General features: G+C 68.9%; 13 protein-coding genes. 2 read left to right on the top strand and 11 right to left on the bottom strand.

Annotation, left to right across the window (positions count from 1 at the left end):
• Positions 1 to 53: 53 nt before the first annotated feature.
• From AC2YHJ_RS22670 to phnC, 5 genes are read right to left on the bottom strand one after another with little or no spacing between them, the layout of a single operon-like run.
• The gene (locus AC2YHJ_RS22670) at positions 54 to 452 is read right to left on the bottom strand and encodes a rhodanese-like domain-containing protein (protein WP_487398452.1); all 399 of its coding nucleotides are present in this window, start codon (positions 450 to 452) and stop codon (positions 54 to 56) included.
• A gap of 60 nt (positions 453 to 512) precedes the next feature.
• Positions 513 to 1343 (bottom strand): phosphonate ABC transporter, permease protein PhnE, encoded by an 831-nt coding sequence (phnE, locus tag AC2YHJ_RS22665; protein ID WP_487398451.1) that lies wholly within the window; start codon positions 1341 to 1343, stop codon positions 513 to 515.
• Positions 1340 to 2242, bottom strand: coding sequence for a phosphonate ABC transporter, permease protein PhnE (phnE, locus tag AC2YHJ_RS22660; RefSeq protein ID WP_487398450.1), 903 nt, complete (start codon positions 2240 to 2242; stop codon positions 1340 to 1342). The genes phnE (AC2YHJ_RS22665) and phnE (AC2YHJ_RS22660) overlap by 4 nt, the downstream gene beginning before the upstream one ends.
• Positions 2239 to 3234 carry a phosphate/phosphite/phosphonate ABC transporter substrate-binding protein gene (gene phnD, locus AC2YHJ_RS22655; protein WP_487398449.1) on the bottom strand — a complete coding sequence of 332 codons (996 nt, stop codon included), beginning with the start codon at positions 3232 to 3234 and terminating at the stop codon, positions 2239 to 2241. Before phnD ends, phnE (AC2YHJ_RS22660) begins: the two co-directional genes overlap by 4 nt.
• Positions 3235 to 3256: 22 nt before the next feature.
• Positions 3257 to 4054 (bottom strand): phosphonate ABC transporter ATP-binding protein, encoded by a 798-nt coding sequence (phnC, locus tag AC2YHJ_RS22650; RefSeq protein WP_487398448.1) that lies wholly within the window; start codon positions 4052 to 4054, stop codon positions 3257 to 3259.
• Positions 4055 to 4263: 209 nt separating this feature from the next.
• Here phnC and AC2YHJ_RS22645 point away from each other — a divergent pair, with 209 nt between their 5' ends.
• Together AC2YHJ_RS22645 and AC2YHJ_RS22640 are read left to right on the top strand one after the other, a co-directional pair.
• Complete coding sequence (locus AC2YHJ_RS22645; RefSeq protein WP_487398447.1) at positions 4264 to 5883, top strand: ABC transporter substrate-binding protein; 1620 nt, start codon at positions 4264 to 4266, stop codon at positions 5881 to 5883.
• A 208-nt stretch (positions 5884 to 6091) separates the two neighbouring features.
• A complete protein-coding gene (locus AC2YHJ_RS22640) occupies positions 6092 to 6418 on the top strand; it encodes an NIPSNAP family protein (protein WP_487398446.1) in 327 nt (108 codons plus the stop codon).
• A gap of 6 nt (positions 6419 to 6424) precedes the next feature.
• On the opposite strand, the gene AC2YHJ_RS22635 is transcribed toward AC2YHJ_RS22640, so the two are convergent.
• From AC2YHJ_RS22635 to AC2YHJ_RS22610, 6 genes are all read right to left on the bottom strand, one after another.
• Positions 6425 to 7990 (bottom strand): rhodanese-like domain-containing protein, encoded by a 1566-nt coding sequence (locus AC2YHJ_RS22635; RefSeq protein ID WP_487398445.1) that lies wholly within the window; start codon positions 7988 to 7990, stop codon positions 6425 to 6427.
• Between the two features lie 74 nt (positions 7991 to 8064).
• On the bottom strand, positions 8065 to 8970 hold the full coding sequence (locus AC2YHJ_RS22630; protein ID WP_487398444.1) for an EamA family transporter: 906 nt from the start codon (positions 8968 to 8970) through the stop codon (positions 8065 to 8067).
• Positions 8970 to 10121 carry a mandelate racemase/muconate lactonizing enzyme family protein gene (locus AC2YHJ_RS22625; protein WP_487398443.1) on the bottom strand — a complete coding sequence of 384 codons (1152 nt, stop codon included), beginning with the start codon at positions 10119 to 10121 and terminating at the stop codon, positions 8970 to 8972. Before AC2YHJ_RS22625 ends, AC2YHJ_RS22630 begins: the two co-directional genes overlap by 1 nt.
• Before the next feature lies 1 nt (position 10122).
• Entirely contained in the window at positions 10123 to 11100 is a 978-nt protein-coding gene (locus AC2YHJ_RS22620) for a Bug family tripartite tricarboxylate transporter substrate binding protein (RefSeq protein ID WP_487398442.1), read from the bottom strand.
• 50 nt (positions 11101 to 11150) lie between these two features.
• A complete protein-coding gene (locus AC2YHJ_RS22615; protein ID WP_487398441.1) occupies positions 11151 to 12563 on the bottom strand; it encodes an amidohydrolase family protein in 1413 nt (470 codons plus the stop codon).
• Positions 12564 to 14138: an ABC transporter substrate-binding protein gene (locus tag AC2YHJ_RS22610; RefSeq protein WP_487398440.1), complete on the bottom strand. Its 1575-nt coding sequence runs from the start codon at positions 14136 to 14138 to the stop codon at positions 12564 to 12566.
• Positions 14139 to 14177: the final 39 nt, after the last annotated feature.

The following is a 14177-nucleotide window of genomic DNA, read 5'->3' as shown; positions in this document are numbered from 1 at the left end:
TCGCGGCAAGGCGGCCATCATGCCGCCCGATCAGGGGCCGCCGCCGGCGCCGCTCAGCCCTTCTTCGGCTCGACGGTCTCGACCGCGCCGCCGCCCGCCCGCCAGGCGGTGAAGCCGCCGCCGATATGGGCCACCTTGCCGAGCCCCATCTCCTGCGCGGTCCTGGCGGCCAGAGCGGATCGCCATCCGCTCGCGCAATAGAACAGGAAGGTCTTCGGCTCCGTGAAAATCGGCTTCGCGTAGGGGCTCTCTGGATCGATCCAGAATTCGAGCATGCCGCGCGGGCAGGAAAAGGAGCCGGGGATGCGGCCTTCGCGCTGGATCTCGCGTGGGTCGCGCAGGTCCACGAAGACCACGTCGCAATCGCCATACAGGCTCAGCGCCTGGTCGATCGGCACGGTCTCGATGAGCGCCTCGGCCTCCGCCAGCAGCGCCTTGTAGCCCTTCTTCATCGCCGTCCTCCCGATGTCACGGGAAAGGATGCGGCGCGTGGCCGGCGGCGGCAACAAGTGTCAGCCCCGCGCGCCGATCAGCCGGCGGCGCAGGCGGGACGACACCTGGTCGATCGCGGCGACCGTCACGATCATCAGGATGATGATGAAGGCAACCTCGTCCCAGTGGCGGACGCGGATACGCTCGGCGATCTGCGACCCGATGCCGCCGGCGCCGACCACGCCAAGGATGGTGGCGGATCGCGTGTTGCTCTCGAAGAAATACAGCGCCTGCGCCAGCATCACCGGCGCGACCTGCGGCAGGATGCCGAAGCGGATGGCGGCGAGCCGCCCGCCGCCGGCGGCGACCACGCCTTCGGCCTGCTTCTTCTCCGCATTCTCGATGGCTTCGGCGTAGAGCTTCGCGAGCACGGCGATGTCGGCGGTGAAGATGGCGAGCACGCCGGCCAGCGGCCCGAGGCCCACGGCGCGCACATAGGCCAGCGCCCAGATCAGCTGGTCGACGCCGCGGAAGCCATCCAGCAGGCGGCGCAGCGAGAAACGGAACAACAGGCTGGTGACGATGTTGCGCGCGCCGAGCAGGCCGAGCGGCACGGCGACGATCGCCGCCATGAAGGTGCCGAGGAAGGCCATGGCGACGCTCTCGGCCATGCCCTTCAGAATCTCGACCCAGAGTTCGCCGGGCGAGGGCGGGATCATCAGCACGACGATCGTGCCGAGACCGGACAGCCCGTTCCACAGCCGTTGCGGGGAGAAGTCGAACCACCACAGCGCGCCCGCCAACCAGGCAAGGAACAGCGCCCAGCCTGCCGCGCGCAGCGCGCGCCGCGCCGGGCTGTCGCCGAAAGCCGTCGGCATGCGGTCCCGCCACATCGCGACATTCGCGTTCATCGTGCCGCCTCCAGCCGCCCGATCGCGGCATGGCGCAGGCGTTCCGACACCAGGTCAAGAACCGCGACCGTCAGGATGACCAGCAGCACGATGGCGCTGATCTCCTCGTAGTAGTTGAAGGAGATCACCTTGTAGAGCTCCTCCCCGATGCCGCCCGCGCCGACGAAGCCGATGACCGAGGCCGAGCGGATGTTCACCTCGAAGCGCAGCAGCAGATAGGAGATGAGGTTCGGCAGCACCTGCGGCAGCACCGCGAAGCGGCAGCCATGCAGCCAGGACCCGCCGGCGCTCGCGACGCCGTCCCAGGCCTTGAGGTCGGCATTCTCGATCGCCTCGGCGAAGAGCTTGCCGTTGGCGCCGGCGGAATGCAGCGCGATGGCGAGAATGCCGGCCAGCGGCCCAACGCCGAAGGCCCAGACGAAGATCAGCGCATAGACGATCTCGGGCACCGTGCGCAGCGCTTCCAGCGTGCGGCGCGCAAGGTGGAAGGCGAGCGGCGAAGGCGCGATGTTGCGCGCCGCCGGGAAGGCCAGCAGCAACGCCGCGGCGGAACCCATCAGCGTCGCGAGCGCGGCCATGTTCGCCGTCTCGAGGATCAGCAGCGACCATTCGGGCAAGCGGTAGAACCAGAAGGCGACGGAGCCTTCCGTCTCCGCATCCGCGAGGAGCGCATGCCAGCGCAGATCGGGCAGGATGCGGGTGAAATACTCGCCGATGCGCGGCAGCCCGGCCCATAGCGTGGCGGGGTGCGCTTCGCTGACCCAGGCGGCGGCGAGCAGGCAGGCGAGCAGGATCGCGCCGCCGAGCAGCACCTGTCGGCGCTTCGCCCGGCGGGCGGCAAGATACGCTTCCTCCCCACGGATCACCGCGGGGAGGCCGGTTGCGTAGGCTGCGCTCACGAACGCCGGCGGCGCGCGGCGGCTTCGTCGCGCCGCAATTCGACGATCATCTCGAAATCCTGGTGGCGCACTTCGCGATAACCGGTGCCGCCGCCGCGCTCGATGTCCCGGTAGATCGCCGGGTGCGTCTTCGGCAGCGCCAGGTGGAAGCGCTTCATGTCCTCCTTGAATGCCGCCGGCAGCGCGGTGCGCGCGGTCAGCGGGCCGTTCGGGATGGGGTCGGACGTCCAGATGATGCGCAGGTCGGACATGTTGAGCATGCCCTTGTCCACCATCGCGCGCAGGTTGCCACGGCTGTAGCCCTGCGACACCTCGCCCTGGCCGGAGGCCCAGGTCACCGCGCCGTCATACTGGCGCTGCAGCACCGCGACGACGCCCTGTTCATGCCCACCGGCGAAGCCGGTGCGGGAGAAGTACTGGCCGTTCTCCACGCCGATGCCGCCGCGCCGCAGCGCGAAGCGCGGGATCAGGTAGCCGGAGGTCGAGTTCGGATCGGCCCAGGCGAGCGACTTGCCGCGCATCTGCTCGAGGCTGGTGATGTCGGAATCGGCGCGCACCACCATGACCGCGACATAGGAGATGGAGCCGTCATTCTCCTCGGCGGTGACCAGCGGCTCGACGCCGCCATTGGTGTCGAGCCACGCACCCGCATAGCCCGAGGCACCCATGCTCGCGAGCTCGATCTGCCCGGCCGAGAAGGCCTGCAGCACACCCGCGTAATCCGAGGCCGGGAACAGCCGCGTCGGCACGCCGAAGGTCTGTTCGAGCAATTCACGATAGGCGCCGAAGCGGCCGAGGCGGTCGGCCTCGTTCTCGCCGCCGAGCAGACCGACGCGCAGCTGTGGCACCTGTTCCGCCCAGGGGCGGCGCCCGGCCTCGGGCATCGTGGTGTTGGCATCCAGCGTGCGGCGCATGGCGGGCTGCGCCGCGGCGAGGCCGGGCGTCAGCAGCGCGCCTGCGGCAAGGCCGGCAAGGGTGCGGCGGGTGATCATGGTGGCTCTCCTGTGGAGGGGGTCAGGCGATGGCGACGTGGCGCGGCATGGCGCCAACGGCTTCGGCGGCCTGCTCGGCGAATTCGGCTTCGCTCACGCCGTAGATCTCGCGGATGCGCGTGGCGGTGAGCTGTTCGGGCGTGCCGTCGAAGACGATGCGCCCCGCATTCAGCGCGACGATGCGGTCGCAATAGTCGCGCGCGGTCGTCAGGTCGTGCAGGTTCACCAGGACCGTGATGCCGTCCCGGTTCACCCCGCGCAGCGCATCCATGACGATGCGGGAGTTGCGTGGATCGAGGCTCGCGATCGGCTCATCGGCCAGGACGATGCGCGGTTCCTGCAGCAGCGCGCGGGCGATTGCCACACGCTGCTGTTGGCCGCCGGACAGCGTGTCGGCGCGCTGCAACGCCGTCTCGGCCAGGTCGAAGCGGTCCAGCGCGGCCAGTGCCATGGCGCGCTCCTCCGCCGAGAACATCCGCAGCAGGGATGTCAGGACAGGTCGCCGGTTCAACCGCCCGACCAGTACATTGGTCAGCACATCAAGCCGCTGCACCAGGTTGAACTGCTGGAACACCATGGCACAGCGCATGCGCCAGTCGCGCAGGGCGCGGCCGCGCAACGCGCTGACATCGGTGCCGTCGAAGCGGATGCGTCCTTCTGATGGATCGGTGAGGCGATTGACCATGCGCAGCAGCGTGGACTTGCCTGCGCCGGACCGGCCGATCACGCCCACCATCTGGCCCGCGGGAATGCGCAGGCTGACGGCATCCACCGCCGTCTTGGCGCCAAAGCGTCGCGTCAGGCCTTCGATTTCCAGCATGCCTCGGTCACCCCTGATGCCGCGGCGCAGTAGCAGCGGTGCATGACCCGGCGATGACGTCTGTGTGACAGCCGTGTTGCGGACCGCCCGCCGCGGCCATGCGGTATCCCGGCCAAACGCGAAACAGCCGCGCGAGGAGACCGGCCCGGTCCTTGCTTGCCCATCCCGCGAACCCCCGCCGCGCCCAGGCGGGGCCGCGGGAGAATGCGATGACCATGACTTCACGCCTGGCGCGCGGCGCCGTGACCGCCGCGGCACTGCTCGCGATCGGTGCAGGAAGTGCAGCTGCGCAGCAGCCGCGCACGCTGCGCATCGCGATGACCGCCTCGGACGTGCCGACCACGACGGGCATGCCGAATAATGGGTTCGAGGGCATGCGGTTCCTCGGCTACCCGACCTTCGAGGCGCTGACCCTGTGGGACCTCTCGGACGCGTCACGCCCGGCGGGGCTGCGTCCGGGCCTGGCCGAATCCTGGGAACAGGATGCCAGCGACCCGAAGATCTGGCGCTTCCGCCTGCGGTCCGGCGTGACCTTCCATGACGGCACGCCGTTCAACGCCGATGCGGTGATCTGGAACCTCGACCGATATTTCCGCAACGAGGCACCGCAATTCGAACCGGGCGGCAGCGGCATCACCCGCGCCCGTGTCACCATCCTCGGTTCCTACCGCAAGATCGACGACATGACGGTGGAGATGACGACGACGCGCGTCGCCTCCTATTTCCCCTACATGGTCGTCTATATCCTGATGACCTCCCCGCAATCCTTCGAGACGGCGGGCCGCGATTGGGCGCGCGTCGCGGCACTGCCGCCCGCCGGCACCGGGCCGTTCCGCCTGTCCCGCTTCGTGCCGCGGCAATCGGCGGAATTGTCGCGCCATGACGGATATTGGGACAGCAATCGCCGCGCGCGGCTGGATCGCATCCTGCTGCTGCCGATGCCCGAGGCGAATACCCGCCTCGCCGCGCTGCGGTCGGGCCAGGTGGATTGGATCGAGGTGCCGCCGCCGGATGCCATCCCGTCCCTGCGCGCAGCGGGCTTCAATGTGACGACCGGGTCCTACCCGCATGTCTGGCCGTGGTTCTTCCAGATGAATGGGGAGAACACGCCGTTCCGCGACGTGCGGGTGCGCCAGGCGCTGAACTACTGCATCGATCGCGATGGGCTGGTGCAGTTGCTGAACGGTACGGCGGAACCGTCGGTCGGCTGGCTGAAGCCATCCGACCCCGCCTTCGGTGCGCCGCAGAACCGCTACCGCTTCGACGCGGCGCGCGGGCGGGCGATGCTGGCCGAGGCCGGCTTCACCGCGCAGCGCCCGCTGCGCTTCAAGGTGATGATCTCGACCTCCGGCTCCGGCCAGATGCTGCCGCTGCCGATGAACGAGTATCTGCAGCAGAATCTGCGCGAGGCCTGCGGCGTGCAGGTGGATTTCGAGGTGACGGATTGGTCGAACCTGCTGGTGGCGACGCGCAGCGCGGCCAATGCGCCGGTGGTCGCCAATGTGCAGTCGCTGAACCCGTCCTCGCCATCCTCCGACCCGTCGGTGATGGCGCGCTACTTCCTGCGGTCCTTCGCCCCGCCCAACGGCTTCAACTGGCCGGGCTTCTCGGATGACCAGTTCGAGGCCGCCTTCGCACGGCTGGAATCGGCCCGCACCCCGGCCGAGGCGACCGCCGCCTATGCCGAGGCGCATGCCCGCGTGGTGGACAACCCGCCCTGGCTGTTCATCGTGCACGACCTGAATCCGCGGGCGATGAGCCGGCGGGTGACGGGCTTCACCTCGGTCCAGTCCTGGTTCCAGGATCTGGTCCCCGTGAATCTTCAGTAGATACCTCAAACGGCGGGCGCCGGCGCGCACATCCGTACGCTTGGCTTGCGTGCCCTGCACTGCCGCATTGGGCATGCCGGGTGGTCCGGGCGCGGTCGCGCTTTGCGCTCCTGGCCCGAGGCATACGCCTCGGGCCGAACTATCGCGGTCGCTTCCCCGATGACGCGCGGCGGGACATGCTGCGCACGTCGTGAAGGAGAAGCCGACCATGATCGTCGACCTGCGCATCTACACCTGCCTGCCCAATCGCGTGGCCGAGTTCGTCGAGTTGTACGAGAAGATGGGCTGGCCGCTGCAGCAGAAGCATCTGGGCAACTGCGTCGGCTGGTACACGACGATCGAGGGATCGCTGAACACTGTCGTGCACATGTGGGGCTATGAGGACCAGGCGGATCGCGAACGCCGCCGCGCCGCCATGGCCGCCGACCCCGCCTGGGCGGACTACCTCGCCGAGGTCGCGAAGCGCGGCATGCTGGTCAAGATGGAGAACCGCATCGTGAAGCCAGCGCCGTTCTTCGCCGCGATGAAGAGGTAGGGCGCTTCACCCCGGCGGCAGGAAGCGCCAGGCGGCGCGGTCCTGCGGGTCGAGCTGCGCAACCAGCCCGAGTTCCCAGGCGAGATACTGCCGCGCCGCCTCCCGGTTGCCGGCGTGGCGGTCGTGCACAAAGAACAGGAAGTCGATGCAGTCGGCATCCGGGGGCGATTGCGGGCTCGCCTCCACCTCCAGCCCCGCTGCGCGCCAGCCGGCTGGCGTGCCAGCATGCCAATACGTCGCGACGATGCCGCGCGCGGCGAGGTCGAGCGCGGCGAGGCGCGCGATGCCTTCCTCCGTCGCGACCAGCACGACCGGCAGCCCCGCGGGCGCCACGACGCGATCGAGCCGAGGCCGGATCGCCCAGGTCGCTCCGCGGAGATGGCCGGCGCGGTAGGTCATGCTCGGCCGCAGATCGACCAGCGTCGCAGAGCCCAGGGCCGTGAGTTCAGCGGCGTCGATCGCAGGCAGCGTCGGTAGTGCCGGCGCCGGCTGCGGCGTAGCGGACGGCAGGTCGGCGGCAAGGCCTTCGGCCAGCACATGCGCCTCCCATCCCATCTGGCGCAGCCAGGCGGCGACCATCGGGGCGCGCACGCCCTCCCCATCGAAGACGATGATGCGGGCGCCGCGCACGCCGACATACTGGTCCGTTGCCTGCAGCAACTGTCCGCCGGGCGTGCTCTGCGCGCCGGGCAGCGAGCCGGCGGCGAACTCCTCCGGCGTGCGGACATCGCAGAGGAAGGTGCTGCGGGTGGGATCAGCGAGCCAGGTGGTGAGTTGCTTCGCGGACACCTTCGTCACGCCGCACCGTTCGGCATGACGTGCAGCGCGAGCGCGCGCCGGTTCGAGCGCCGCGGGCGGCGGCGGATAGAGCCGGTCGGCGCCGTGGTCGAGTTGCAGGTCGGCGAGGTACCAGCCCTGGGTGCCGTTCTCCAGCGCCAGCACCGGGTTGGGCACGCCGAAATGGCGCAGCGTCTGCGCGCCGATGATGCTGCGCGTCCGCCCGGCGCAATTGACCACGATGGTCGTCGCCGGATCGGGCGCGATCGCCGCGATGCGGAGTGCCAATTCACCATTCGGGCAGCAGATGCTGCCGGGGATGGTCATCTTGCGGTATTCGTCCACCGGCCGGCCGTCGAGCACCACGAGGTTGTCGCCGCGTGCTTGCCGTGCCGCCAGTTCCGCCGCGCCGATATGCGGCGTGTGGTACGTCTCCTCGACCATCTCGCCGAAGGTCTTGCTGGGGACGTTGACGCCGGCGAACAGGACATTGCCGGCCGCCTGCCAGGCCGCCGTGCCGCCCTCGAGCAGATGCAGCGCCGTGTAGCCGAGTGCGGCCAGCCGTGCCGCGGCACGTTCGGCAACGCCCGAGGCGCCATCATCGAACAGTACGATGCGCGTCGCCGCACGCGGCACCAGTCGGCCGATGTCCAGTTCCAGCCGCGAGTAGGGAAGCGGAATGGCGTGAAAGGGGTGCGCCTGCCCGTATTCGCCGTGTTCGCGCATATCGAGCAATGCGACCTCGCCGCCATCGTGCAGCCAGATCTTGAGGGTCGCCGGTGTGATTCGCTGCATGGGAGCCTCAGTGGAACGTCGGTGTGATGGTCATATGGACCGTGATGGCAGGGGCAGTCGATGTGGCCGTCGCATCAGCGGCCCAGCAGCACCAGTACCACCCCCGCGACCACGGTCAGCGCACCGATGATGTCGGTTCGCTTCATGCGTTCGTTCAGGAAGAAGCGGCTGAACAACAGGGTGAACAGGATCTCGACCTGCCCGACCGCGCGGACCAGCGCCACGGGCGCATAGGCGAAGCCGGTGAACCAGCAGGCCGACCCGCTGGCCGACAACGCGCCGACCTGTACCGAAGATCGCCAGGTGCGGAACAGCGCCGGAATCGACGCGCGTTCCGTCGCCAGCAGCCAGCCGCCCTGCATCAGCGTTTGCAGCATGTTGATGACGACCAGCGTCTCCAGCGCGCGCAGCGTCGCATCCGGCCCCTCGAGCGTCATCGTCGCCGCGCGAATGGCGAGCGCGCAGAGCGCGAAGGCAAGCCCTGCACCAAGGCCGTAGATCGCGGATGGTTGCAACGTCGCCGCCAGCACCTCTCGCAGCGAGCTCACGCGCCCGGCAAGGGACAGATACAGCGTCCCGCCCACCGACACCGCGATGCCGAGCCAAGCCAGCGGCGCAAAGGATTCGCCGAGGAAGATCAGCGCGATGAAGGCGGCCTGCACCGCCTCGGTCTTTGAATAGGCGGTGCCGACCGCAAAGCCGCGATGCCCAAAGGACATGATCAGCAGGTTGGTGCCGATGATCTGCCCGAAGCCGCCCAGGACGCAGTAGAGCAGATAGAGCCAGGACGGTGATGACAGGCTGCCACCGAAGATCGACAGGTAGAGCACGACAAACAGCACACCGAAGGGCACGCCGTAGAGGTAGCGGACGACCGCCGCCGCATTGACGGAAAGCTGCCCGCGCAATTTCTGCTGCAGCGCCGTGCGCCAGCATTGGAACAACCCGGCGAGCAGCGTCGCCCCGACCCAGATGGGCATCAGCCGAGCCTCGGGTCCAGCCAGGGTTTCGGCATGGGTTGCCAGGGCGTCAGCCGCCCACCGCCCTCGTCGATCGTATTGCCCAGGCCCGGCGCCGCAGACAGCGTCGCCGCCCCGCGCGCGAAACGCAGGTCATGGCCGGAAACCAGCGTGAAGAAGCGGTCCGTCTCGCCGAACTGAACCTCAAGCGGCAGCAGGTTCGGGATCGTCGCACAGAGATGGACGGAGTGCGCATGGCATACCGGGCCGGTCGGGTTGTGCGGGGCGATCTCGACGCCGGCCGTCTGCGCCAGGGCGGCGATGCGGCGGATCTCCTCATGCCCGCCGGCGTATTTGATGTCGGGCATCAGCACGTCGTAGCAGCCGGTCTCGATCAGCGGGCGATAGGCGGCGAGGCCGGCGAGCGATTCCGCGCCGGCGAGGCGCATGCCGCGATCATTGGCCATGGACCGCAGGCGACGGATCTCGGGGTGGTTGGCCTCGCTGACCGGGCATTCCAGCCAGAACAGGCCGAAGGGCGCGACATCCTGTACCAGACGAGCCGCACCGCCGGGTGAGAATCGCCAATGCGCATCCACCATGATGTCGATGCCGCGCCCGACCGCATCGCGCACCGCGGCGATGCGCGCCAGGCCCTGGTCATAGGCGCCACGCAACGAAGCATCGGCGGCGTCCTCCCACACGAAGGGCTCGAAGGGCGCGAGCTTCACGGCGCGAAAGCCATCCCCCACGGCGCGCCGCGCCGCGGCCGCGAAGCCTTCCGGTGTGCGTGGATTGGCGCCGCGATTGATGTTGGCGTAGAGCGGCACGCCCTCCCGCACCGCCCCACCGAGCATGGCGTGGATCGGCCGCCCGGCCTCCTGCCCCGCCAGGTCCCACAGTGCCTGTTCGAAGGCCGAGAGCACGGCATGGGCAACGAGGCCGCCCGGCGCATGCGGGATCAGCCGCGCGACACGATTGCGCGCCAGCGCATCGAGGCCAACGACATTGGCGGCGAGGCGCGCGGCCTCGGCTTCCAGCAGCGCCTCCTGGTTCGACAGGGTGCATTCGCCGAGGCCGGCACGACCGTCCTCCGTGCGTACCAAGATGAAGGACCAGTTGGTCTTAGGCGTGACATTGACGCCGAGGAAGTCGATGGCGGTGATCTTCATGCTACTGCGCCGTGATGTTGGCTGCGGTGGCCAGGCGCTTCCACTGCGCAACGTCATGTTCGATCCGTTGCTGGAAGGCGTCGGGGGTCGAGACGACAAGTTCGCCGCCAAGCAGGCGGATGCGGTCGCGCAGCGCCTCGTTGCCACGCAGCTTCACCAGTTCGGCGAGCAGTCGCTCGCGGATCGGCGCGGGCGTGCCCTTTGGCGCCAGCAGGCCGTTCCAGGCCACTGTCTCGAAGCCGGGCAGGCCGCTTTCGTGGACCGTGGGCGTGTCCGGCAGGTCAGCCATCCGCGTCATGGAGGTGACGGCGAGGAGCTTCACCTCTCCGCTGCGGACCTGCGGCATGACGTTGACGAGGTTGGCGAAGGCGAGCGGTGCCTCCCCCGCGATCACCGCCTGCACCAGGGCCGGCGAGCCGCGATAGGGCACGTGGACGATGTCGAGCCCCGCCTGGTTCTTGAACAGCTCCATGTTCATATGCGCCGAGGAACCGACGCCGGCGGAGGCATAGTTGAAGGCCCCGGGCCGCGACCGCAGCAGGGCGATCAGCGCGGCGACATCGGCGACCGCGAGAACCCGCGGATTGACGATCAGCGCATTCGGCCCGACCACGAGCAGCGACACGGGATCGAAGGCATTGGTCAGGTCATAGGGCAGGTCGCGGTAAATCGCCGCATTGATGCCGTTCGACCCGGCATTGCCGAGCAGGAAGGAATAGCCGTCCGGCGCGCTGCGGAAGCCGGCCTCGACGCCGATGCGCCCACCAGCGCCGCCGCGGTTGTCCACCACGAAGGGCTGGCCGAGCGCTGCTTCCAGCAAAGGCGAGAAAAGCCGCGCGGTGGTGTCGTTCCCGCTGCCGGGTGTGTCGGGCAGGATCAGGCGCACGGCGCGCGATGGCCAGGATTGCTGGGCGAGGGCCGGCGCGGCGGCGGCGGCAATGGCCGCGGCGCCGGCGACCAGGGAACGGCGATGAAGCATGCAAGGGTCCTCCCGGGACCCGTGCAGGGTGGCCCGAAGCGGGCCAGGTATCAACGCCGCGACCGGCCCCAACCAGGGTCCTCGAAGATCATGTCTGCCATGCCGGATTGTGCGAGCATCTGCGCCGTCTCGGCCTGAGCGGCGTCGGCGATGGCCGCTTCGTCCACATGGGGCACCACGCGGTCGCGCATCAGGATCTCGCCGCCCACCACCACGTCGCGCACGTCGCCGCCGCCCGCGAAGTACACCACGCGATGCACCGGCATGTTGGCCGGCAGCATGTGCGGTGCGGACAGATCGACGGTGATGATGTCGGCCTGCTTGCCGACCTCGAGGCTGCCGATGCGGTCGGCCATGCCGAGGCCCTTCGCGGCGTCGATCGTCACCATCTCCAGCGCCTTGCCGGGCGGCAGCAGCTTCTCGTCCCGCGCAGCGCGCTGGTGGTAGCGCATGGCCTGGAACATGTGGCGGAACATGTCGGTTGACCGGTCCGGCGCGGTGCCGTCCGACCCGATCATCACCGTCACGCCGCGGTCGAGCATGGCGATCACCGGGCAGAAGCCGCGCACCGCGGCGATGGCCGAGGGATTGTGCACGACCGATGTGCCTGTGCGGACCAGCGTGTCGATATCCGCCTCGGTCAGGTCGGTGCAGTGCGACAGCCAGGCATCGGGGCCGAGCAGGCCGAACATTCTGTCCGCCATCTCGATGCTGCCATTGCGGTGGCCATCCTGGTGGAAGGGCGCGCCGGCCTTGCGGCCGATCTCGCGCATGACGCGGCCCTGGGCCTCGATCTCACGCACCTTGGCGGGGTCGTGGTGGTCCTCGCGATAGACCGGCATCAGCGTCGCGCAGGTGATGCGGCCCTTGTCGTGATGGCGTTCGACCAGCGTCGCGATGGTCTCGGCCTGCTGCTCGAAGGACACGTCGCGCACACTGCCATCCGCGCCACGATACGGGCGTGGAAACGGCGGCCGCGTCGGGCCGAGCACCATGACGCGGCGGATGCCGATGCTGTTGATCCCTGCGACATGCGCATCGCCATGCGCCGGATCGTCCACGCGGCCAATGGAATCGCCGCCACCCAGCAGCATCACCGATGTGGTGACGCCGAATTTCAGCAGTTCCAGCCCCGTAAGTGCTGCTTCCGCCCGCCAGAAGGATGGCGGCGAGGCGAGGGTGTAGATGACGCGGCAGGCCTCCGACCAGGCCTCGGAATCCCCGCTGCCCATGGTCTTGACCAGGCCGTGCCCGGCATGGGCATGGCCGTCGATCAGCCCGGGCAGGATCGCCTTGCCGCGCGCGTCGATCCGCTTCGGCGCCGCATGCGCGGCCTCGACCTCGGCGCGCGGCCCGACCGCGGCGATGCTGCCGCCGCTGACCGCGACAGCGCCATCCGGGATCACCCGGCGGCCCCCATCCATGGTGATGACGGTGCCGCCGGAGACGATGAGATCAGCCATTCAGTTCACCCGTACATAGCGAAGGCGCAGCCGGTTGTCCGGTGACTGCGCCAGGTCAATGTTCCGCCGCGTCGCCCAGACCACCGGCTGCTGATGCAGTGGCACGTGGGCGACCTCGCGCTTCTCGATCAGCAACGCCTCGCGGATCAGGGCGCGGCGCCGCGTCTCGTCGCCTTCCTCGGCGATCCGGTCCACCAAAGCATCGAACTCGGCATTCGACCAGCGTCCGACATTGAGTCCGGACGCCGTCGCGGTGCGCGTGCGCAGCACCTCCGACAGGGTCGAGTAGGTATCGGCAAGCGGCAGCCCCGCATGGCCGACCATGAACATCGACACGTCCAGCGTATTGATCCGCCGCGACCACAGCGCCAGCGTCTCGAACTGCGGGATGACGCGGATGCCCACGCGCTGCAGCATGCCGGAGATCGCGATGCACAGCCGTTCATCATAGACATAGCGATCGTTCGGGCAGGCGAGACCGACCGAGAAGCCGTCCGGATAGCCAGCCTCCGTCAGCAGGCGCTTCGAAGCGTCCGGGTCGAAGGGGAAGGTGCGAGTGTTGATGTCGGTCGGTGCCCCGGACAGGAACGGGCTCGCCATGGTCCCGGCGATCCAGGCGTTGTTGCGCATCACCGAACGGCGCAGCGTCTCGACGTCGATCGCCTGGTAGATCGCCTGGCGTACGCGGATGTCGCGCAGCGGGTTGCGGCCGCGCACGTCGGAATACGCCAGCTCATCGCGATTGTGGTCGAAGCCGAGATAGATCGTCCGCAGTTCCGGCCCCTCCACGACCTGGAGGTTCGGGTTGGCCTCGATGCGCGGAATGTCCTGCAGCGGCAACTCGACCAGTGCATCCACCTGCCCGCCGATCAGCGCCGCCGTGCGCGTCGGCGCACTGCGGATGGGGTGGAAGGTGACTTCGGTGAGATTGTGCTGCGGCCTGTCCCACCAACCCTCGAAGGGCACCAGCACGGTCGGTCCGTCGATCTGCCGACTGCGGACGCGGAAGGGGCCGGTGCCGTTCGCGCTGCGGGAGGCGCCCGTCTCCTCCCGTGCCTGCAGGTTGGTCGCTGCCGTCGCGTTGTTCGCCGCGGCCCACCCGGCATCCATGATATGCATCTGGGTCAAGGCATTGAGCAGGATCGGGAAGGGGCGCTCCGTCTCGATCTCGACCGTCAGCGGACCGATGGCGCGGACCTCCTTGATCACGCCCGCCAGCGCGCCGCGGGCGAGCGCGCCCGGCGTGTTCAGCCGCTGCCAGGAGAAGGCGACATCCTCGGCGCCAAAGGTCTCGCCATTATGGAAGCGTACGCCCTCGCGCAGGGTGAAACGCCAGACGGTCGGCGTCACGCGCTCCCACGACCTCGCCAGCGCGGGTTCCAGTTCCACGCGCTGGTTGTGCCGCACCAGTGTCTCATAGACGTTGTCGAGGAAGGCGTTGGTGAAGGTGTTGTTCGACGAATGCGGATCGAGCGTCAGGATATCCGAGGAAAAGGACCAGGACAGGGTCCGCGCCATGGCGGCCGGCGCCGCTGTCAGCATCAGGGCCGCTAGGGCGGCGGGGATCAGGCGCATCGTCTCATCCTCCGGATGGGTGCGGCCACAGGCTCATGC

The organism is Roseomonas sp. SRI_022 (assembly GCF_057586215.1).
The sequence above is the reverse complement of the archived record's forward strand: the minus strand, read 5'-3'. Positions and strand labels throughout refer to the sequence as shown.